We start from the raw sequence: 19116 nt of genomic DNA on the forward strand, positions 1-19116 counted from the left end.
CAGTGCTACAATTCGGCGCCGTATCCGCCCCCGTCTACCAGACTTCCCGATGATTCCCCTGCATCCGATCCTGCGCCGCCGCTGGCTGCCGTGCGCACTTGTCGGCGCCTTCCTGCTGGCCTTCCTGTGGGGTGCGCTGGCGCCGCTGCGCACGCCCAGCCAGGAACGCGGTTTTACCTTCCCCGGGCCAGCGGCGGCCGGGGAGCGCGGCGCGATGCTGCCGCGTAGCATCCGCCTGACCCTCGGCGTGCAGGACGTCCTGCTGCTGCGCAACCACGACCGCCGCCCGCATGTGTTCGGTCCGCTGCAGCTGCTGCCGGGCCAGGAGTTCCGGCTGCCCTTTGAACAGGCGGGCATCTATCCGGTGGCCTGCCCGGACGTGCCCGGCGGCACCCTCACGGTGCAGGTGGTCGCCTTGCCCGATCCCGGCTGGGACCGCCTGCGCTGGCGCCTCGAGGCACTTGGCCAGGCGCTGCGCACGCTCCCGCTGGTGGCGCCGCAGGGTTGAATCCGCTGCGGCGGGCACAGCGCGGCCAGGCGGAATCGGACCTGTCAGGGCGCCCGCAATCGTGCTGCGGTCTGTCGTTCGATTCTGTCATTATTGGGCATGGCCACGATTTCCCTTCCATTGTTCCCACTGAGCACGGTGCTGTTCCCGGACGGGGTATTGCCCTTGCAGGTGTTCGAGGCGCGCTACCTCGACATGGTCAGTCGTTGCCTGACCGAGGACACGCCCTTCGGCGTCGTTCTGCTGACCCAGGGACATGAAGTGCGCGCACGGGGCGGCGCGCCCGAGCGTTTCGTCGAAAGCGGTACCCTGGCCACCGTCTGCGACACCACCGCCACCACACCCGGCCTGTTGCAGGTAGTCTGCCGGGGCGGCGCGCGCTTCGAGGTGAAATCTTCGCAGCAACGCCTGAACGGATTGTGGATGGCCGAGGTCGAGCTGGTCGAAGACGACCATCCGGTGCGCATTCCGGCCGAGCTGCAGGGCGCTTCCGACGCGCTCGACCGCGTGCTGGCCTCGCTGCACGACGTGCCGCAGGAGCGCTGGCCGGTGCAGCCGCCGTTCCGGCTGGAGGATTGCGGCTGGGTTGCCAACCGCTGGTGCGAACTGCTGCCGCTGCCGAACACCCAGAAACACAACATGCTCATGCTCGACAACCCGGTCATCCGCCTCGAGCTGCTGCACGATGTGCTGGACGAACATGGCTTGATCACTTCCTAGCTGCCATGAAATTTTCCGACGAACTCTTGATTGCATTCGTCAACGGCGAGCTGGCCGAGCCGGCCCGTGCGGCCGTCGAACGCGCGCTCCGGGCCGACCCGGCGATCGCCGCGCGCGTGGCCCAGCACCGTGCCCGCCGCAGCCGCGTGTACGGCGTGGTGGCGGGCGGGTGCGACGGCGGCGCCCATTCTCACGCCCCGCATTCGCCCTCCGGCGCCAAGGTGGTGCAGCTCGATATGGTGCGCGCGGCGCGCAATGGCCCGCTGCCGGTCCCGCCACCGCCCCAACCGGCCTGGACGATCCGCCATTGGGGCGCCGTCGCCGCGGCGCTGGCGGCCGGGGTGCTGGCCGGCGCCTTCGGCTGGCATGCCTGGCAGGGCGAAGCGGAACTGGCCTCGCTCAGCGGCGCCGACGGCGCGCTGGTGGCGCAAGGCCACCTGGCTTCGGCCCTGAGCGGGCAGCTGGCCAGCCCCGGGCCCTCGGGACGGGTGCGCATCGGCATCAGTTTCCTTGCCAGGGACGGCAAGTATTGCCGCAGTTTTGTCATGGACACGACCGCTGGCCTGGCCTGCCGCGACGGCGGCCAATGGAAAATCCCGGTGCTGGCCCAGGGCGCGGCGGGGGCGGCCTGGATGGACGGCAGCGGCTTGCCGCCGGCCGTGCTCGAGGCGATCGACGGGCGCATCGCCGGGGCCCCGCTGGGACCGGCCGCGGAACGTGCCGCGCAGTCCCGCGGCTGGAAGCGCGAGGGTTAACGCGCCATTCCTGCGGACAGCCGGGTCAAGCCGGGCTTGCCGAAACGGCAATGCCGCGGCTGGGTTCGCACACGATTCCATATACACTGCCGTGGATTTGAGGTAACCTTGAGGGCGATATATTGCGTCTCTACGTATGCGCTGTCGGTTTACCGGCGCGACGTGCCCACCGAGCCGGCCTGTTGGCCGTGCCCCAGCCGGCGGCCAGCCCGCCTCTCCAGGAGTTGTCAGTGCCGGCCGCGCCTGCCGGGCGCGCGTGGTCATCGCCCGTAGAGCAAATTGAATTTTCAGGAGCTTCGGGAATCCGCCGCACGCCGTGCAGCAGGTTGATCGAGACATCCTCAATGCGGAAAGAATAATGTCTGAAACACCGAACAACGAAGCCGCGGCTGTCGAACCGAGCGTGACCTTTGCCGATTTCGGCCTGGCGCCGGAAATCCAGCGTGCGCTGTCCGACCAGGGTTATGTCCATCCGACCCCGATCCAGGCCCAGGCAATCCCGATTGTCCTGCAGGGCCGCGACGTCATGGGCGCCGCCCAGACCGGTACGGGTAAAACCGCCGGCTTTTCGCTGCCGATCATCCAGTTGCTGCTGGCCCACGCCAACAGCAGCATGTCGCCGGCGCGCCACCCGGTGCGCGCCCTGGTGCTGACCCCGACGCGCGAACTGGCCGTGCAGGTCGCCGACAACGTGAAAGCCTATTCGCGCCACACGCCGCTGCGTTCGACCGTCGTTTTCGGCGGCATGGACATGAAGGGCCAGACCGCCATCCTCAAAAGCGGCGTCGAGATCGTCATCGCCACCCCGGGCCGCCTGCTCGACCACATCGAACAGAAGAACGTCAGCCTGGCGCAGGTGCAGATGCTGGTGATGGACGAAGCCGACCGCATGCTCGACATGGGCTTCCTGCCCGACCTGCAGCGCATCATCAACCTGCTGCCGAAGAAGCGCCAGAACCTGATGTTCTCGGCTACCTTCTCGCCAGAAATCAAGAAGCTGGCCAACAGTTTCCTGGACAAGCCGGTGCTGATCGAAGTGGCGCGCAGCAATGCGACCGCCGAGAAGGTCACGCAGGTCGTCTATAAAGTCGAGGAAGAGCAGAAGCGCGACGTCGTCGAATTCCTGATCCGCCAGCGCGAGCTGAAGCAGGTGATCGTATTCTCGAACACGAAAATCGGCGCCTCGCGCCTGTCGCGCCACCTCGAGCAGACCGGCATCAAGGCGTCGGCGATCCACGGCGATAAAACCCAGCAGGAACGCATGGCCGCACTCGAGGCCTTCAAGCAGGGCGAGATCGAAGTGCTGGTGGCGACCGACGTCGCCGCCCGCGGCCTCGACATTTCCGACCTGCCGTGCGTGATCAATTTCGATTTGCCCTACAACGCCGAAGATTACGTGCACCGCATCGGCCGTACCGGCCGTGCCGGCGCCTCGGGCGACGCCCTGTCGGTGTTCACCGAAAAGGACGAGCGCCTGCTGGCCGATATCGAAAAGCTGATCAAGCAGACGATCACCCGCGGCGAACTGACCGGTTTCGCGGTGCGTCCGCGCGGTCGCGATGCGGAACGCGGCGAACGTCCACAGCGGGGCGAGCGCGTCGAACGTGGCGAACGCAGCGAACGCCCGCCGCGCCGCAGCGAATCCGAGCGCGGCGAGCGCCCTCCGCGCAGCTACGGCGCCGGCCCGCTGCCGCGCCGCGAGAAGGTCGATCCGTGGTTCCTGAAGCCCTACGAGCCGGCCAGCGCGCCGCGCCAGGACGCCGGTGCGGCGGTGTCGAACACGAACTCGGCCAAGCCGAAGCAGAAGATTGCTGCCTTGCTGGGCGGATTGCCGAAGCCGCAGCCGCAATAAGCGGGTTCGCCTTGACGTAAAAAAACCTGTGCGCCGAAAAGGCCCGCAGGTTTTTTTTTACGGCCTACCCATTCGACGCGGGCAAAATCGCCCGCACCCGCGCCAATAAATCTTCCTGGCGGTACGGTTTGCCGAGCACATCGAGCCGCTGGCCGCGCGCCGCCGGCAGCTCATCCATGTAGCCGGTGGTGACGAGGATCGGCGTGCCGGGGCGGCGCGCGCGCACCTGGTCCGCCAGTTGCAGCCCGTTCATCCCGCCCGGCATCATCACATCCGTAAACACCAGGTCGATCGCGGCGCCCTCGTCGAGCACGGTCAAGGCCTGTTCGCCGCTCGGCGCCGAGACGACGGCATAGCCCGCGGACTCGAGCATCGTTTCCGCCAGTTCGCGCACGTCTTCGTTGTCCTCGACCACCAGGATGCGCGCCCTGGCGCTTTCTTGCGCCGCCTCGTCCTGTTCCTGTGCCGCGCCATCGCGCGCGCCGTCCACGGGGAAAACCATGCGCACCGTGGTTCCCTGGCCGGGCGTGCTGTCGATCTCCAGGCGGCCGCGCGACTGCTGCACGAAACCATGCACCATCGCCAGCCCGAGGCCGGTGCCCGGCCCCTTGGTCGTGAAGAACGGTTCCGTGGCCCGCTGCGCGACTTCGGGCGCCATGCCTTCGCCCTCGTCGGCGATGCAGACCGCGACCTGGGCGGCGCCGGGGTCATTGGCGGCGGGGCCGCTGCCGGCCAGCACGGCGGTGCTCACGCGCACCCGGCCGCCGTTCGGCATGGCGTCGCGCGCGTTGATCAGGACGTTCAGCAGGGCCATCTCGAAATGCGTCGGGTCGAGCTTGCAGGAGGGCAGGCCCGGTTTCAAGTCGAGCTGCAGGTCGACCCGGTCGCCTAGGGTACGCACCAGCAGCTCCGAAAATTCGACCAGCAGGGCATTCAGGTTGACGCGCTTCGGTTCCAGGCGCTGCTTGCGCGCGAAGGTCAGCAGTTGCTGGGTCAGCTTGCCGGCTTTCATGGCGGCCCGCTGGGCACGCCGGATCGGCTCGGCCGCGCCGCCGGTGTTGTTCAGCGCGAGCAGGGCGAGTTCCAGGTTGCCGTTGATCACCTGCAGCAGGTTGTTGAAATCGTGGGCCATGCCGGCCGTCAGCTGGCCGATCGCTTCCATCTTCTGCGCCTGCAGCGAGGACTGCTCGCTGGCGCGGCGCTCGGTGATGTCCATCTGCGAAGCGAAGAAATACAGCAGCTCGCCGTCCTTGTCGAAAATCGGGCCGATATACAGCGCGTTCCAGAACGGCGTGCCGTCGGCCTTGTAGTTCAGGATGTCGACGGCGACGGCGCGCCGTTCGGCCAGCGCCGCACGCAGCTCGGCCACGGTATCGGGATTGGTCTGCGGCCCCTGCAGCAGGCGGCAGTTGCGGCCGATCAGATCTGTTTCTTCGTACTGCGTGAGGTCGAGGAAGGCGCGGTTGGTGAAGACGATCGGATTATCCGCCTGGCGCGGGTCGGTGACGACCATCGGCATGCGCGTCATCTCGACGGCGGCGAAGAAAATATTGCCGCGCTCTTCCAGGCCCGGCTCCTCGATGTAGCCAGCCTGCCAGTGCTTTTCGCCGGGATTGCCGAGCGGATTGAAGGCGCTGCCCTCGACTTCGCCGGAAGCGGGCACGCCGACGCTCTGCCCGTCACCCTGGATGTCGAGCGGCTTGCCTGCGTTTTCTTCGGGAGTCGAGCCGGTTGCCATTGGGTCCTTTCCGCACGATCGGTTTTGCACTGCCCATGCATAAGGCAAGCACATGGCCGATGCTACTGTGGCCGGACACGCCCGACTGTGCGTCGCTTCACGCAAGCACGCCATCGGCTCAGCGCCCGGCACACATTTGAGAGGGCACAAACCCGGCAAGCCGGCTACCGCGAACATCACAGTCGGCTGTGCGCAAAGAGGACGGCGCCGCAGGATCGGAGACGTGCAGTGATGCCAGGAATGAAACCTCTACGTTACAATCTGCTACCTTAAGGTGACGGGGCTGCCGCAATTACCTTGTATAATTGCTCGGTTGCCATGCTGCTGTAGAGCGTTTGCATCTCTCCTTTCAGCGATCGAAACGCTTGCCGCGGTCGATGGCTGCAAATTAAGTCGCGGCCTGTTTTACGGTCTCCGTCGCGTCCTTTCCAAATGTGCAATGCAATGCAATTGAGCCAAACCATTCCCAAGCCGCTGGATCCGTTGCGCTTGCTTTGGGTACACCGCTTTCTTATCCACCAGCTCGTCGAGCGCGAACTGACCGCCTTCGAAGCGCACCATGCCACCGCCGAGGCGCAGAACAATGCCTTGCTCGAAGAACTCAACCGTACCGAGCGCGAGCGCATCGAAGCACTCGAGCGCGCTGCGGGTCCGTTTTCGCACTAGTGCATACAACAACACACACACCATGTCCAACAATGCGCTGCCATGTTAGCGGTTCCGTCGGAGAACCCGGCAGGCTGGCGAGCGAGCCGAGAGAAAAGCAGAACATGAAGACCGATCCTGTCGTCAGTGCCGTTATCACGATGCACGGCGAGGGCATTCTTGCCTACCGTACCTTGTTGTCGATTCAGCGCTGCCGCGAGTATGCGGAAGCGCGCGGCTTGCGCACCGAATTCGTCGTCACGCTCGACAATGCCACCGCGGAAACCCGTCGCGTGATCATGTCGCATCCGGCGCTGCGCGATGACGACCAGGTCCACGAAATCAATTTCCGCGACCTTTCTTTGTCACGCAATTTCGCCATCGAGAAGGCGCGCGGCGAATACGTCGGCACCTTCGACGGCGACGATTATTTTTCGAAAAACTGGATCGAGCGCTGCGTCCGCGGCATCGAGGAAAACGGACCGACCACGATCTATCACCCTGAACTGATGGTGGCGTTCGGCGAACTCAATGCCTACTGGTGGCAGCCCGACCAGTTAGGCAAGTACTACACGCCCGAATGCCTGTTGACCATGAACCCGTGGAACGCGTGCGCCTTCGCCAAGCGCTCGGTTTACCTCGAGTATCCCTACCAGGTGTCGCGCCCGGGAGAATCGGGCTTTGGCTACGAGGACTGGCTATGGAACTGCGACACGATCGCTGCCGGCTATGTGCACCGCACGGCACCCGAGACGATTCGCTTCGAACGGCGCAAATCGAACGGCTCGCTCAACGTCGCGCACCAGCGCACGGGCGCGGTGATCAGGCCTTCCGCTTTCTTCGACCAGGTTTAACATGATGTATCGACACGTTTCCCGCATTTACCGATTGATCGATCGCGCCGTACTGCGCCGTGGTCCTATTGCACTCGAGCGTACCGTCAAGGGCACGGCGTTCCGTATTGCGAAGTTCGCTTTTCCAAATCGCATCCCCAGCGCGACGGCCGAGCTCTATCTCGCACGGGCCCTGGCGCATCGTCTCGAGCGGCGCAATCCGAATGGCAGCGTGAGTGGCCAGGTACCGCAGCCGCTGAGCGGCGTGCGTTCCGTTGCAGGGATGAGCGCCGAAGAGCGGATCAAGCTGGAAAAGGCCGGTGTCCTTGTGCCGCCGGCGTTGCCGTCCTGGGCCGCCAGCGAAATCGAGGAAATCGCAGCCACGCTCGATCCGGCCTTCCATGCGGCGGGCCCGATCACCCCGCACCTCCAGTACTACGCGATGCCGCTCCAGCACCACTATCCCGGCATTGTGTATGCACGCCTGCGGCGCCAGGTGACCAGCAAGATCGACGTGGTTATCCTGGTCCCCTGGCTGAAGCAAGGGGGCGCCGACCTGGGCGCCATCCACTTCGCCACAGCCCTGCATGATACGTTCGGCAAGAAAGTACTGGTGATTGGTACCGAAGCTGCCGATTCGCCATGGGCCAGCCGTCTTCCCGAAGGCGTGCAGTTCCTGGATGCCGGCGCCGAAATGGCACAGCTGTCGGCTGACGAACGCCGCCTGGTCATGGTGCGCCTGATGCTGCAATTGGCTCCCAAAACGATTCACCTGATGAATTCCTACCTCGGCTGGCAAATGGTGGCATTGCATGCGAAAGCCTTGCGTCACACCACCAGGATCTACGCCTCGCTGTATTGCGACGATGTATCCGAAGCTGGCCAACTCGTGGGCTATGCGCAGACTTTCCTGATGGATTGCTACGAATCGCTCGACGGCGTCATTTCCGATAACGGCGTGGTAGGTGCCGAGTGGTCGCGTTCCATGGGCATGGCTCCGTCGCTGTTCCACGTCGTGCCGTTCCCGGTACGCGAGCCGGCACAGCCGCTTCCGCCGCAGATGCCGGCTGCCCGCACCTTGCTGTGGGCCGGCCGCCTGGACCGTCAGAAACGCCCTGACGTGTTGCTCGCCATTGCACAGGCCATGCCGGACTGGACCTTCGACGTGTACGGACAAACCGTGCTGGGTCAGGAAAGTGACGCAATCAAGGGCTTGCGCAAGGCGCCAAACGTGCGCCTGCGCGGTGCGTTCAACGACTTCTACGCCATCGTCCGTCTCGATCACCTGGCGCTGGTCTACACCACGCAGTGGGATGGGATGCCGAACGTGCTGCTGGAAGCGGCCAGGGCCGGGCTGCCGATTGTGGCGCCTGCGGTGGGCGGCATCGGGGAGTTCATTCCCCGCGAGTGGCTGGTTTCCGAGTGTGCCGACGTGGCAGGCTATGTTTCGCAGATCACGCGCCTGGCAAGCGACCCCGCCGTGCGTAAAGAACGCGTGCGCACGTTGACGCAGCGCGTCGGCGAGCAGCATTCGTGGAACGAATTCGTTGCCGCGATTAGACAGGTGCCTGGCTACCTGCATGCGGAAGCGACCCAGCTCCCGACCGGTCTTCCGCAACACGACGTCGGAACGCGCGTCGGTAGCGTGGCCTGAGCAAGACTCCGTCGGTTTCATCCTCGTCATGCCCGCGGCACGCTTGCGCTGCCGCGGACACATTTTTAAATAAAAAATAATGAACAAGAATCTCATTCGCCTTGGTGCCGGTTTCTGTGTCCTCATCGGGATGGCCTATATTGGCCGTGGGGTATTTGCAGACCCTTCGAACGGAACTCCAGAAAGTGCCGCCATGCCGGCATCGTTGAGCGGGAGCCGTGGGTATGTGGTCTATCCCGACCGTGCCACCGAAAACGAATTGAAACTCGGCTATCCTACGTTCAACGGCAACTTTGCCGATAATGTGACGGTGACACCGCTGCCGCCGCATTTCCCCGGCAAGACGTTGCTACGCCTGCTCCCAGGGCAGGCGCAGGCGATCGAGATCGTCCTCGACGACCTACGTTGCCAGAATCCTGTCCATGTTGCGCTATACCGTGTCAACGACCGCGCGGCAATTGCCACTGGAGCCGTCGATGCAAAGCAATCGACGCTATCGGTACCGTTCAACGACGGCCAAGTCCCGTCGATGCTTGCCGAGTTCCGCATGGACGAAAAGGCGGAAAACAATTATTGGTGCGGAGTCACCATGCGCTGGAAGCAAGCGGCACCGGCGGCTTGACGCCCTTGGTGGGATCAATGAGCTGTTCGCTAAGGTAATTCCTTGTTATTATTGCTATTCTTCAATAAATAGCACTTATCTGGCGTTCGTCGTTTTTTGCCAGATAGAAGAGGCACCTATCACAACAATGCAACGAATTACCAGAGCAGTATTTCCGGTCGCCGGCCTCGGCACGCGTTTTCTTCCAGCGACCAAAGCAAGCCCGAAAGAAATGCTGCCAGTGGTCGACAAGCCGCTGATCCAGTATGCGGTCGAAGAGGCGATGGCTGCGGGTATCACCGAGATGATTTTCGTGACCGGCCGCAGTAAGCGCGCTATCGAAGACCATTTTGATAAGTCCTATGAAATCGAAGCCGAGCTGGAAGCGCGCGGTAAGGAAAAGCTGCTTGAGGTCCTGCGCAGCATCAAGCCGAGCCATGTGGACTGCTTCTATGTCCGCCAGCCAGAAGCCTTGGGCCTCGGCCATGCAGTTCTATGCGCCGAAAAACTGGTTGGAAACAACCCGTTTGCCGTGATCCTTGCGGACGACCTGCTGCATGGCGAGCAACCGGTCATGTCGCAAATGGTTGATGTGTTCAATCATTATCATAGCTCAGTTATCGGTGTCGAAGAGATTGCACGCGAGCATTCAAAGTCCTATGGCGTCATCGCTGGGCGCGAATGGGAAGATCACTTGGTCAAGCTGTCGGGTATCGTCGAGAAGCCGGAGCCTGCCGATGCGCCCTCGAACCTTGGGGTAGTAGGGCGCTATATCCTGAAACCGAGCATCTTCAATCACATTCGCAACCTGAAGCCCGGTGCCGGCGGCGAACTGCAGTTGACCGATGCGATTCAGTCCCTGCTGTCGAGCGAACAGGTGCTGGCGCTGAAGTACGCTGGTACGCGTTTCGATTGCGGCAGCAAGCTTGGTTACCTGAGGGCGACTGTGGAGTTTGCGCTGCGCCATCCGGAAGTGGCGGCTGACTTCAAAGATTACTTGCAGACTTTTATGAAGCAGCAGGAAGCAGGGAAGGCTTGAAACGCAGGCCCCTGGAGGTGGCCTGCCGTCGTATAGCTGGGCAGCCCAGCCGCTTCGCTTATATGGCGCTTCCCTGGAAAAACTAATAGATTTCCGCAGCGGCCTTGCGCATGTGTCCGCGCCAGCTGGCCAAACCGGCCAGCGCGAGCACGAGCACGAAGCTGCCGCACAGGACGACCGGCAGGTAGTACTTGAATTGCGAGGCCGGCGCGGTCAGGAACACCAGGGGAACCCGCGCGAAGACTAGCAAGGCGGCTGGGCGCAGTCCAGGCAGGCGCGGGCCAAAGCAGATCACGACGAGCAGCAGCAAGATCCACGGCAACACATTCCAGAACACTGCAGAACCAGACGTCAGCGTCGGCTGGAATTGGGCCGACTGGTCGAACCAGGCCTTGGCCGCCGCCGCCAGTGCCGGGAGCGGACGCCCGGCCCCGAGATCCAAGTTGTATTGCGCCGGCGGAATCCACTGCACGGGCCAGTGTGCGCCGTACAGATCGTCGATCTTGAAGCCGCCCGCGCTCAGACCTGTTGCAGCCGAGAAGGTATGGACCCGGCCGGCCATGAATATGCCGACGTTTTCGCGCAGGTAGCCCGCGACATGGCCCAGGTAGGCCTCGCGCTGCTGCGGCGTCGCGGTTTCCAGGATCAGTCCACCGCTCCACCATGCCGGGATCTCGTAAGGCGTCTGCAGCTCGCGGATCTTCTCGACATTCACAACCTTGGCGATCTCGGCCAAGTGCTGGCCATGATCGGTACTGAACTTGCTCTGGAGGACGTAGCCGAGCGGATTCACGGTGTTCGCCACTTGGTAGTCCCGGTGGTTGCCCTGGTATCCCAGCAGGACTGGCAAGAGCGCGACAAACGCGAGGGTAGTGGCCAGCATCGCGCCCAGGAACATGCCTGTCAGGCGACGGTTACGAAGCTGCCATGGAACGATCAGCGCCAGCGGCAGCAGCACCAGCCAGCCGTCGCCGCTGCGAACGCCCGCTGTCAGACCACCGATGACACCGGCCAGCAGCACCGGTCCCGGGGCCGAATCACGGCCCCGCGCAATGCGCATCACGAATGCGGCCAGCCACAGGACTAGCAGGCTGAACAGAGTGTCGCGGGTCTGCAACCCGAGGTTGTAGACGAGCGCGGGGTTGAGTACCACGATGGCAGCAAACAGCAGCGCGTAGCGCCGTTTGCCGGTGGTCTCGACGACCGTATCGCAGGCATAGGCAAGGACGGCGGCGGCCACCAGAAGCTGGACGACGGTCAGTGCGCCGACGTGGGGGACTAGCTGCAGGATTGCCGAGGTGTAGAAGGGGGTGAAAAAGCCGAGCCAGAGGTTAAACGGGAATTCCAGGCTGTACTTGAGGGCCGCGGCTGAATCGGAGATGAGGTAGCCGGGCCAAATGACGGCGCAGTACAGGGCACAGACGAGCGCCCAGCCGCCGAAAAACAGGCGGACGCGGCGTCCGTTCCAAGCAAGCCAGCACACCAGTACTGCGGCGGCGAACGAGAGCGTCAGGGCGCCAGCGACGCGCAGCACGAACAGAGGGGTGGACGGCCAGGCCGGCGCGTCGTTTAGCGTCCACCAGTCGCCGCCGTAATAGGTGGCGAAGAATGCCACGAACAATGCTGCCATCGTGAGCGCGAAACCACGCGCCCGACCCGTGAATGTCATCGGCTTGATCCTTTTACGATCGGTGAAAGTTGGCGGCCGCCAGGCGTCAGATATCAGGCGACTTGGGAGGGATCCCGAGCCAGGAAAATGTCCAGCTCTGCGGGTGTGCCGAGCACATGTACATCGGCAGCCGGCAGGTCCGAAATCGAGATCTTCTTGCCTTCGCCGATCAGCTGCGCATAGAGCGGCGCGATATAGCGCTCGCCTTTCACCAAACCTTTACCGGCAGCAAAGAACTTGTCATAGGCGGCGACATACTCGGCCGCCTCGCGGAACCAGTACAAACCGACCGAGGCATTGCCCGAAATTCGCTTTTTCTCTGCCACTTCGCGTGCCCAGCCATCGGCACCGACGCCAACGAAGCTCCAGTGCTCGCCCGGCACCTGGAAGCAGGGAATCCAGCCGTCCGAGCCCGGCGCGATCTGGGCCGGATGAAGGGCGCGCGGATGGATGTAAGTGTCGATGTTATAGACCAGCAGCGGGGCGCCCTCGCGCCAGAGGTGGCGCGAGACGTAAGCGCTGGTCGCCTGGCCGTCGGTCAGTTCGTCCAGTTCGAGCACGTGGACGTCGGCCAGGCCGAGGGCGGCGCAGCGGCGGCGCACGAACTCCGACGAATCGTTCGCCTTCAGGCAAACGAAGATGACGCGGCTGTCGGCATTGATGAAATTTTTTAGCGACAGCATTGACCAGTCGAACAGGGTACGTCCGTGCGCTTCGATTTCGTATTTCGGTACCGTGTAGCCGGCTTCGTAAAAGCGCGAGCCGCGTCCGGCCATGGTGATGACGATATTGGTGCCCATGATCTCAATCCTTTCCGAGGAGGCGATGAATCTCTTCTTCGCTCATGCGCAGGAATTCGTCGGGACGAATCGCGCGGTCGTCGATGTAGAAACCCTTGGTGCGCGGCCAAGGCTTGCCGAACAGGATTTCGTCGTAGGGCACGTCCCAGCGCGCCAGCCAGTCGAGCAGGATCGGGGCCGTGTGCTTGTTGATCAGCCCCAGGTTATTGCCGTGGGTCTTCATGTTCCGTGCAGTGTAGAGCAGGATGCGATAACCCTTGGCCTGGTATTCGCGCAGTTTGGCGATGACGTCGAGGTGGGGCGCCACGTCGGCATACGACTGGCCCGGCGCCTTGACTTCGCATAAGGTGCCGTCGATGTCGACCACCAGCATGCCGTCGGCCTCGTCCACTACATTATTCACTCTCTACCTCGTCTAAAATCTGGTTCGCCTTGAGCAGGAAGGCGACGACCTTGTTGGGATAATCGATATGCAGCGGCAGCATCGATAGGAACAGCGAGGCTTCGCCCAGGCGCATGATGCGCGTGTCGTATCCCGCCTTGTTCACCGCGACGCGGAACAGCGGCTTGAGCGCCGCATGATTCGCGTGGCGCAGACGCAGCACCAGGTCGTTGTGGTCGGTGAAGCCGACCTCGTACAGGCCATTGTTGATGAAGTCGTAGTCGCCCAGCGCGCTATGCGAGATTTTGCACAGGTCATACAGCGGGTGGGTCCACAGTTCGTCTTCGGTGACCGCGCCCTTCGGGTCGATCAGCTTGAGCAGGTAACGCTGCTGGTCGTACAGCACGTTCGAGAAGCAAGGGTCGCCATGGCCGACGGCCAGGTGCTCGAACACGAAACCTTTCTGGTGGCGTTCGTAGAGCTTCAGGTAGCGCTGCAGCTGCTGCGCGATGTCGAGCTTCGGGGTGGCGCTGGCGGCCACGGCGTTGATGCGCCGGCCTTCCTCGCTGCCAAGGAACTGCTGCACGCGCGACTCGACCTTGGTGACGAACAGCTCGCGCGCCAGCACCGCCGACTGCTCGCGCGTGCAGGGACGCACCGGGCGCTGCGACAGGAAGAACAGCAGGCGCTCGACGAAGGGCACGAAGGTGTCGGCATCGAAGGCGCCATGCACCCACTGCAGGGCGGCGTCGGCCAGGTAATAGCGCATCATCTTGTACGAGGCGCGCTCGCCTTCGTCCTGGAAGTCGAAGGGCTGTATCAGCCAGGGGCGCATGCTTTCGGGGGCCAGGCCGTAGAAGCCGTACTCGGCGCGCATCTTGCGCTTGTCGGTCGAACGCTTGGTGTAGTAATAGGCGTCGATTGCCACTTCGTTGAAGTGGCGCGTCGCGGTCGAGCCGGAAATGAATGCAAGGAAGTCGCGGATGCGCGACAGGTCGAGCGGTGCCACCGACTGCAGGCGCTGGCTGCCCTGCCAGCTCTTGTCCCATAGATGCATGGGCGCGGTCTCGAACGCCGGCCACTGGCCGATCAGGGCGTGGGCATCGTACTGGAAGACGAGCAGGGGATTGTACAGGCGGTCCGTAAAGTCTTCCTCGGCATACGGTAGGCGTTCGACCAGCTGGAACAGGCGTTCCGGTTGGACGAAGCCGGCACGTCCGGCGATCACGCACAGCGACGTGTCCTCGCCGCTGGCCTCGAGCCTGGCGCGCAGGGCCGTGAGGTCGTCGCTGCCGCGCAGGTGGACCAGGCGCGCACGGGCCCACTCGGGCAGGGCGGCGCGGAAGTGCTCGACGACGGCGCGGCGCTTGTAGATGATATCGCCATAGCGGCGTGAACCGACGAGACTGCGCACCTCCTCGCCGGCAAATTCGCGATCGTCCAGGATCAGCAGGATATTCTTGTGCAGGTCAGACATGTCATGGCCTCGATAGCCGGTAACGCGCCGCCACCCAGGTCGCGGCGAGGAAAATAATAGTCAGCACCATCAGTGCAAGCGACTGATACAGGCCAAAGGTGTTGGCGGCGTCGCCGGCGCCTCCCAGCACGCTGGCCAGCAGACCGGACATGAACAGGGAGGCGAAATCCGGCTCGCCGCGCGTGAATTGATTGACGAACAGCGACAGCGCGAGGATCTCGATGGTCCAGATCAGTACCGAGAACAGGAGAATCGCTGCCAGCCGGCCCTCGACCGACTTGCGGATGTCCTGCTCGAGGCGGCGCAAGGCGTGGCTGATGCGTAGCAGCGCCAGGCCGCGTGGCCGGTGGCTGGCCAGCACCAAATGGCGGTTGATGTAGACCGAGACCTTGGCCACCGCAAACAGGGCGAACAGTCCGCCGACGACGGCTACTAGGAACAACACGAACACCACGCGCATCGCAGGCGGTACCTCGATGTTGAAGAGGTACAGCGCGAAGATGAACGTGGCGATCACCAGCATGTCGCCGAAACGCTCGGCCAGCCACACGGCCAGCGCCTTACGGCGCCCGTCGTACACGTGGAAGAAGGCGCCCAGACGCAGAATCTCACCGATTTTCAGCGGCAGGAAGCTGCTCGGAAAGGCAGTCAGCGTGTGCGCGGCGATCAGCGGAAAGGCCTGCGCTCGTTCGTCGAGCGTCAGCAGGACCAGGCGCATCATGCGGCACAAGTGCGAGCACAGGTAAAGCGCTGCGACGCCGACCAGCAGCAAGCCGTCGGCTCGCTCGGCGAAGGCGGCTAGCGCCGGCGTACGCAGCCACAGCCAGCCGAGCACGACTGCCATCAGGAGCACCAGGTAGGCCCTGGTGCGGGAAGGAAGTGTCCGGTACATGCGTGGCGTGCGTTCAGGCCGACGGCCCGTGACGGTGCTGGATCTGCCCGGTGTAGGCATCGAAGGCCTTGGCCCGCATGTCGGTGGCCAGAAAGCGACCCCGGCGCAGGAAATAGCCGCCCAGGATGCCGAGGACCTTGAAGGCCTGGCGGAACAGGCGCACGTTCGATACCTGGTCGTCTTCGCGCCAGCTGATCGGAAAGAAGCGGACCTGTTGCTTGCGGTTGTAGCTGGCGAGCAGCATCGCGTAGTTAAAGGTCAGGTCGTCGGGGAAGGGCTTGTAGTAGAACTCGCGGTAAGCCGCCAGCCGGTACATGTTCAGGCCGGAACCGAGATCGTAGATGCGGCGCATTGCCACGAGCGAAAACAGGGCGTTGTAGACGCGGTTGCCGAAGGTGCGGAACCAGGAATATCCCTTCAGGCGGCTGCCGGGCATGAAGCGTGCGCCGAGCAGGCAGTCGGCCTGCAGGTGGGCGCCGGCCTCGAGTTGCGGAATCAGGTCATGGACGTCAGCCTGGTCGTCGCCGTGTAGCACCACCAGGTAATCAAAGCCCTGGTCGACGGCATAGCGGAAGGCGGCCTTGTGCGAACCGCCCAGGCCATAATTGTCGTCATTGCGCCAGGCGATGAAATTGCAGCCGGTGAGCTTTTCCTTGCCGCGCGCAATGGCCGTTTCGAGCGTGTTGTCGGGCGAGCGGTTGTCGACGACCAGCACAGTGTCGATCCAGGCACTGACCCGCGCGTCGAACTGGTCGATGACGCGGGTGATCTGGGCTTGGCAGCGGTAGGCTGGGATGAAGACGAGAATGCGGGGGCGGGGTGCAACCATATCAGGATTCGCTTTGCGTGGCCTGTTCCATGAAGCGCGTCAGGAAGCGCATGAACAGGAAGTTGGTGACGAGGTTAAACGGCGTGACGAAGATTTTCGCCGCCAGCGCGGCCTGGCCGGCGAGCCAGGCGGGCATGTCCGGCGCGGCGAAATGCAGCATCACGACGTGCAGGAATTGGGAATAGCACAGGATCGAGGCCAGCTGGAACAGCCAGTACGCGGCCAGGAAGTTCCAACGGCGCGCGCCCTTGCGGCCGAAAATCATGCCGACCGAGGTGAACCAGACGAAGGTCACACCCATGAACGAGGAGACGATGTTCGCGGCGGACGCCGGAAGGCCTGCGCCATTCACCAGCAGCACGAAACTGGCGATGTCGCAGAGCCAGCCGGCACCGGAAAGTATCGTGAATTTCAGGAAGACAGGTAGTCGCGCGAGCATGAATCGATCTCAATAGTGTCAGTGATGCCCATGGCAAGGGCTGCGGCGGAGCCATACGGCAACTGACCCCATGCGCCCGAAAGAGACGAAGCAGCGGCTGCGCATACTGGCGTGGATCGGGCATACAGGTCAACCGTAGATTTTAACATCGGCAGTCTGAACTGTAATTTTCCAAATCTTCTACGAGGCAATCTCACGCGGCTTGCAGTTTTGCCTGGCGGCGAGCGTCATACAACGACAGGATCAGTTCGCGGCCCGGCTTTTCGATCAGGTTCCACATGGTCCAGGCTGCCGCCAGCGACACCGCCCAGTACAGCGTCATCTGGGCTTCGATCGATCCGAAATGAGTGAAGCCAGGATAAGCGAACAGGATCTGCGCGATTGGAGAATGCACGAGGTACAGGGCAAAGCTGATTTCGCCGAGCAGCACGAGCGTGCGCCCTGAGAGCGCGCGAGACACCAGGCCGCGGCCGAAGGCAAGCACCGGGATCAAAATGGCAAACACGGGAGCGCAGATGATCAGCGACAGCCAGAACGACGTCAAGCCGTTCGGCAGGCCAAGCCAGCCGAGCAAGCGCTCGAGATACAGCAGGCCGAATGCAGTCAGGGCACAGGCCAGCAATTCGGCGATCGTCCAAGCAAAGGTCCCGAACCGGTGGGCCAGGTGGCGCCATTCGAGCCAGACCGATGCGGAAAGCATACCCAGGCAGAATTCGATGATGCGTGCCGGTGGCAGGAAGATGACGAAGCCTTGTGCGTAGAGGCCATTCTCTCCCCATGGCAGAACTGGCGCGCCCAGTGCCGTGCCCAAGGCCGCGGCAACCAGCCCGAGGCCGGCACAGAATGCGATCTTGGCCCAGCGTGTGCGGCGCCAGTTGAGGATAAGGAAGGGGAAGGAGACGTAAAAGAACAGCTCGGTAGACAGACTCCACGATGGGCCGTTCAATGCGAAGTTAAAGCTGGGCAAAGGTATCCAGGAATGCAGCAGCAACACGTTCGCCAGATAGGTGCCCAGTCCCGGCGTCGAATTGAGATAGCCGTGCGGATAAGGGAGCGCGATGAATACGAACAGTGCCATCGCAATGTGCGATGGCCAGATCCTGGCCAGGCGCGACACCACGAAGCGCGGCACATTTCCGCCGTCCTGCATACCCTTGTGCGCGTAGAACAGGATGAAGCCAGACAGCACAAAAAAGAACGATACGCCTCGGTCCAGTCCAATTTTCGTCGCCAGGTCGGTCCCGTAGCCAAAATAATAATGGGTGTGATGGATGACGATCATCGCGGCGGCGAAGAACCGGAGCGAAGTCAGCGCATGCAATGCCGGGCCGCGGGCGTGTATGGAACTAGGAATCATGGATGGTAGATGTTCAAGATTGCAACCGTAGAGGACCTGTGTGCATTACATCGCCGCTGCGGCACAGCATAGTAACGATCGCTGAATAAGTTGAATTCGTTGCCATATTGTATCAGCTGGAGTATTTCATTCCGGACTTTTCCAGACCGAATTCTTGGCAGTCGGGCAGGTCTTCGACGAAGCACCCTGCTTGCTCTTGGAGTGTCGCCTCGGTCAGGTCGCACAGTCGGATCGATCCGCGTGTAAATTGCTGCTATCCGGATAACAGCGTTGGACGATCAAGCGTACTGCCGATTGCGCTCGGCTTACCACAGCAGTTGGAGCAACCAGCCCATGAAGCAAACATCGGCCAAGTATGTGAAGTGTGCAGCGCGAGCGGTGAGAGCGACCGCCGCTATGCAGGCAGCAGGATGAGCGACCTGATCGCTGCCAGATACCGCCGCCGAAGCCCTGCCAGGTAGGCCGGAGCGCCTCGATTGTCGCCTCGTCGATCGGTTCGAGCACGAGACCTTTTATGTGATAAGGTGCATAAGGGGGAGCGCGTGCCACGTAGCAATCGCGCGCTCATATACCTCTTCCAGCAGAGCCAGATCGGCGGCCCGGGTGCCTGAGACGAAATTGCTGTTGGACGAGCACCGTCGACGGTGGACCGGGAGATCAAGCATAATGATAGATTGGAGCGCTACCGGGCAGCCCAGGTTGACCAATATGCCTGGCATCGGGCGCGTCGTCCTAAGCCGTGTAAGCTCGTAGTCAACCGGAAACTGGCCGACTTTGTCGCTGGCAAGGTCAAGCTCCAGTGGTCGCCAGAAAAATCGCTGGCTGGCTAAAGCAGGCATATGCTGGTGACGAGGCATATCGCCTGTCGTATGAAACGATCGCCGTAGCCTCCATATCCAGGTCTGAACCGCCCTGAAAAGGGATTG

The 19116-nt window shown here is 62.8% G+C and carries 18 protein-coding genes and 1 pseudogene; 10 read left to right on the forward strand and 9 right to left on the reverse strand.

Annotated elements, in window-relative coordinates; all coding sequences use genetic code 11:
• Positions 1-49 precede the first annotated feature (49 nt).
• The 4 genes from ACI48I_RS02195 (at position 50) to ACI48I_RS02210 (ending at position 3835) form a co-directional block, all read left to right on the forward strand.
• Entirely contained in the window at positions 50-508 is a 459-nt protein-coding gene (locus ACI48I_RS02195; RefSeq protein ID WP_193688434.1) for a cupredoxin domain-containing protein, read from the forward strand.
• Between the two features lie 99 nt (positions 509-607).
• Positions 608-1228, forward strand: coding sequence for an LON peptidase substrate-binding domain-containing protein (locus tag ACI48I_RS02200; RefSeq protein WP_193688435.1), 621 nt, complete (start codon positions 608-610; stop codon positions 1226-1228).
• 5 nt (positions 1229-1233) lie between these two features.
• Positions 1234-1983, forward strand: coding sequence for an anti-sigma factor family protein (locus ACI48I_RS02205; RefSeq protein WP_193688436.1), 750 nt, complete (start codon positions 1234-1236; stop codon positions 1981-1983).
• Between the two features lie 358 nt (positions 1984-2341).
• On the forward strand, positions 2342-3835 hold the full coding sequence (locus tag ACI48I_RS02210) for a DEAD/DEAH box helicase (protein ID WP_498573199.1): 1494 nt from the start codon (positions 2342-2344) through the stop codon (positions 3833-3835).
• A gap of 64 nt (positions 3836-3899) precedes the next feature.
• On the opposite strand, the gene ACI48I_RS02215 is transcribed toward ACI48I_RS02210, so the two are convergent.
• Positions 3900-5573 (reverse strand): histidine kinase famiy protein, encoded by a 1674-nt coding sequence (locus tag ACI48I_RS02215; protein WP_498573200.1) that lies wholly within the window; start codon positions 5571-5573, stop codon positions 3900-3902.
• 444 nt (positions 5574-6017) lie between these two features.
• Between ACI48I_RS02215 and ACI48I_RS02220 the strand changes: the two genes are divergently transcribed.
• From ACI48I_RS02220 to galU, 5 genes are all read left to right on the forward strand, one after another.
• On the forward strand, positions 6018-6239 hold the full coding sequence (locus ACI48I_RS02220) for a hypothetical protein (RefSeq protein ID WP_498573201.1): 222 nt from the start codon (positions 6018-6020) through the stop codon (positions 6237-6239).
• A gap of 104 nt (positions 6240-6343) precedes the next feature.
• Positions 6344-7072, forward strand: a complete 729-nt coding sequence (locus ACI48I_RS02225) for a glycosyltransferase family 2 protein (protein ID WP_498573202.1) — start codon at positions 6344-6346, stop codon at positions 7070-7072.
• A 1-nt stretch (position 7073) separates the two neighbouring features.
• Positions 7074-8705 (forward strand): glycosyltransferase family 4 protein, encoded by a 1632-nt coding sequence (locus tag ACI48I_RS02230; protein ID WP_498573203.1) that lies wholly within the window; start codon positions 7074-7076, stop codon positions 8703-8705.
• A 79-nt stretch (positions 8706-8784) separates the two neighbouring features.
• Complete coding sequence (locus tag ACI48I_RS02235) at positions 8785-9327, forward strand: hypothetical protein (protein ID WP_498573204.1); 543 nt, start codon at positions 8785-8787, stop codon at positions 9325-9327.
• A 127-nt stretch (positions 9328-9454) separates the two neighbouring features.
• Positions 9455-10345, forward strand: coding sequence for a UTP--glucose-1-phosphate uridylyltransferase GalU (gene galU, locus ACI48I_RS02240; RefSeq protein WP_498573205.1), 891 nt, complete (start codon positions 9455-9457; stop codon positions 10343-10345).
• Positions 10346-10427: 82 nt separating this feature from the next.
• Here the strand turns inward: galU and ACI48I_RS02245 are convergent, their stop codons facing one another.
• The 8 genes from ACI48I_RS02245 to ACI48I_RS02280 form a co-directional block, all read right to left on the reverse strand.
• Complete coding sequence (locus ACI48I_RS02245; RefSeq protein WP_498573206.1) at positions 10428-12014, reverse strand: hypothetical protein; 1587 nt, start codon at positions 12012-12014, stop codon at positions 10428-10430.
• Positions 12015-12067: 53 nt separating this feature from the next.
• Positions 12068-12814, reverse strand: a complete 747-nt coding sequence (locus tag ACI48I_RS02250; RefSeq protein ID WP_498573207.1) for a glycosyltransferase family 2 protein — start codon at positions 12812-12814, stop codon at positions 12068-12070.
• 4 nt (positions 12815-12818) lie between these two features.
• Positions 12819-13217, reverse strand: a complete 399-nt coding sequence (locus tag ACI48I_RS02255; protein ID WP_498573208.1) for an HAD family hydrolase — start codon at positions 13215-13217, stop codon at positions 12819-12821.
• Positions 13210-14673 carry a hypothetical protein gene (locus ACI48I_RS02260; RefSeq protein WP_498573209.1) on the reverse strand — a complete coding sequence of 488 codons (1464 nt, stop codon included), beginning with the start codon at positions 14671-14673 and terminating at the stop codon, positions 13210-13212. Before ACI48I_RS02260 ends, ACI48I_RS02255 begins: the two co-directional genes overlap by 8 nt.
• Before the next feature lies 1 nt (position 14674).
• A complete protein-coding gene (locus ACI48I_RS02265) occupies positions 14675-15565 on the reverse strand; it encodes a lysylphosphatidylglycerol synthase domain-containing protein (protein WP_498573210.1) in 891 nt (296 codons plus the stop codon).
• Positions 15566-15578: 13 nt separating this feature from the next.
• Complete coding sequence (locus tag ACI48I_RS02270) at positions 15579-16394, reverse strand: glycosyltransferase family 2 protein (RefSeq protein WP_498573211.1); 816 nt, start codon at positions 16392-16394, stop codon at positions 15579-15581.
• A gap of 1 nt (position 16395) precedes the next feature.
• Positions 16396-16833 (reverse strand): GtrA family protein, encoded by a 438-nt coding sequence (locus ACI48I_RS02275; protein ID WP_498573212.1) that lies wholly within the window; start codon positions 16831-16833, stop codon positions 16396-16398.
• A 193-nt stretch (positions 16834-17026) separates the two neighbouring features.
• Positions 17027-18190 (reverse strand): acyltransferase family protein, encoded by a 1164-nt coding sequence (locus ACI48I_RS02280; protein ID WP_498573213.1) that lies wholly within the window; start codon positions 18188-18190, stop codon positions 17027-17029.
• Positions 18191-18813: 623 nt separating this feature from the next.
• On the opposite strand from ACI48I_RS02280, the pseudogene ACI48I_RS02285 reads away from it, so the two are divergent.
• Positions 18814-19070 (forward strand): annotated as a pseudogene (locus ACI48I_RS02285) (IS30 family transposase); the annotation flags it as partial.
• Positions 19071-19116: the final 46 nt, after the last annotated feature.

It is taken from the genome of Massilia sp. LXY-5 (genome assembly GCF_059801075.1).

Coding starts and splice junctions, on each gene's coding strand:
- ACI48I_RS02250 (WP_498573207.1), bottom strand. CDS start 12,814: ATGGGCACCAATATCGTCATCACCATGGCCGGACGCGGCTCGCGCTTT.
- ACI48I_RS02245 (WP_498573206.1), bottom strand. CDS start 12,014: ATGACATTCACGGGTCGGGCGCGTGGTTTCGCGCTCACGATGGCAGCA.
- ACI48I_RS02215 (WP_498573200.1), bottom strand. CDS start 5,573: ATGGCAACCGGCTCGACTCCCGAAGAAAACGCAGGCAAGCCGCTCGAC.
- ACI48I_RS02275 (WP_498573212.1), bottom strand. CDS start 16,833: ATGCTCGCGCGACTACCTGTCTTCCTGAAATTCACGATACTTTCCGGT.
- ACI48I_RS02235 (WP_498573204.1), top strand. CDS start 8,785: ATGAACAAGAATCTCATTCGCCTTGGTGCCGGTTTCTGTGTCCTCATC.
- ACI48I_RS02210 (WP_498573199.1), top strand. CDS start 2,342: ATGTCTGAAACACCGAACAACGAAGCCGCGGCTGTCGAACCGAGCGTG.
- ACI48I_RS02195 (WP_193688434.1), top strand. CDS start 50: ATGATTCCCCTGCATCCGATCCTGCGCCGCCGCTGGCTGCCGTGCGCA.
- ACI48I_RS02200 (WP_193688435.1), top strand. CDS start 608: ATGGCCACGATTTCCCTTCCATTGTTCCCACTGAGCACGGTGCTGTTC.
- ACI48I_RS02270 (WP_498573211.1), bottom strand. CDS start 16,394: ATGGTTGCACCCCGCCCCCGCATTCTCGTCTTCATCCCAGCCTACCGC.
- ACI48I_RS02230 (WP_498573203.1), top strand. CDS start 7,074: ATGATGTATCGACACGTTTCCCGCATTTACCGATTGATCGATCGCGCC.
- ACI48I_RS02260 (WP_498573209.1), bottom strand. CDS start 14,673: ATGTCTGACCTGCACAAGAATATCCTGCTGATCCTGGACGATCGCGAA.
- ACI48I_RS02280 (WP_498573213.1), bottom strand. CDS start 18,190: ATGATTCCTAGTTCCATACACGCCCGCGGCCCGGCATTGCATGCGCTG.
- ACI48I_RS02225 (WP_498573202.1), top strand. CDS start 6,344: ATGAAGACCGATCCTGTCGTCAGTGCCGTTATCACGATGCACGGCGAG.
- ACI48I_RS02205 (WP_193688436.1), top strand. CDS start 1,234: ATGAAATTTTCCGACGAACTCTTGATTGCATTCGTCAACGGCGAGCTG.
- galU (WP_498573205.1), top strand. CDS start 9,455: ATGCAACGAATTACCAGAGCAGTATTTCCGGTCGCCGGCCTCGGCACG.
- ACI48I_RS02265 (WP_498573210.1), bottom strand. CDS start 15,565: ATGTACCGGACACTTCCTTCCCGCACCAGGGCCTACCTGGTGCTCCTG.
- ACI48I_RS02220 (WP_498573201.1), top strand. CDS start 6,018: ATGCAATTGAGCCAAACCATTCCCAAGCCGCTGGATCCGTTGCGCTTG.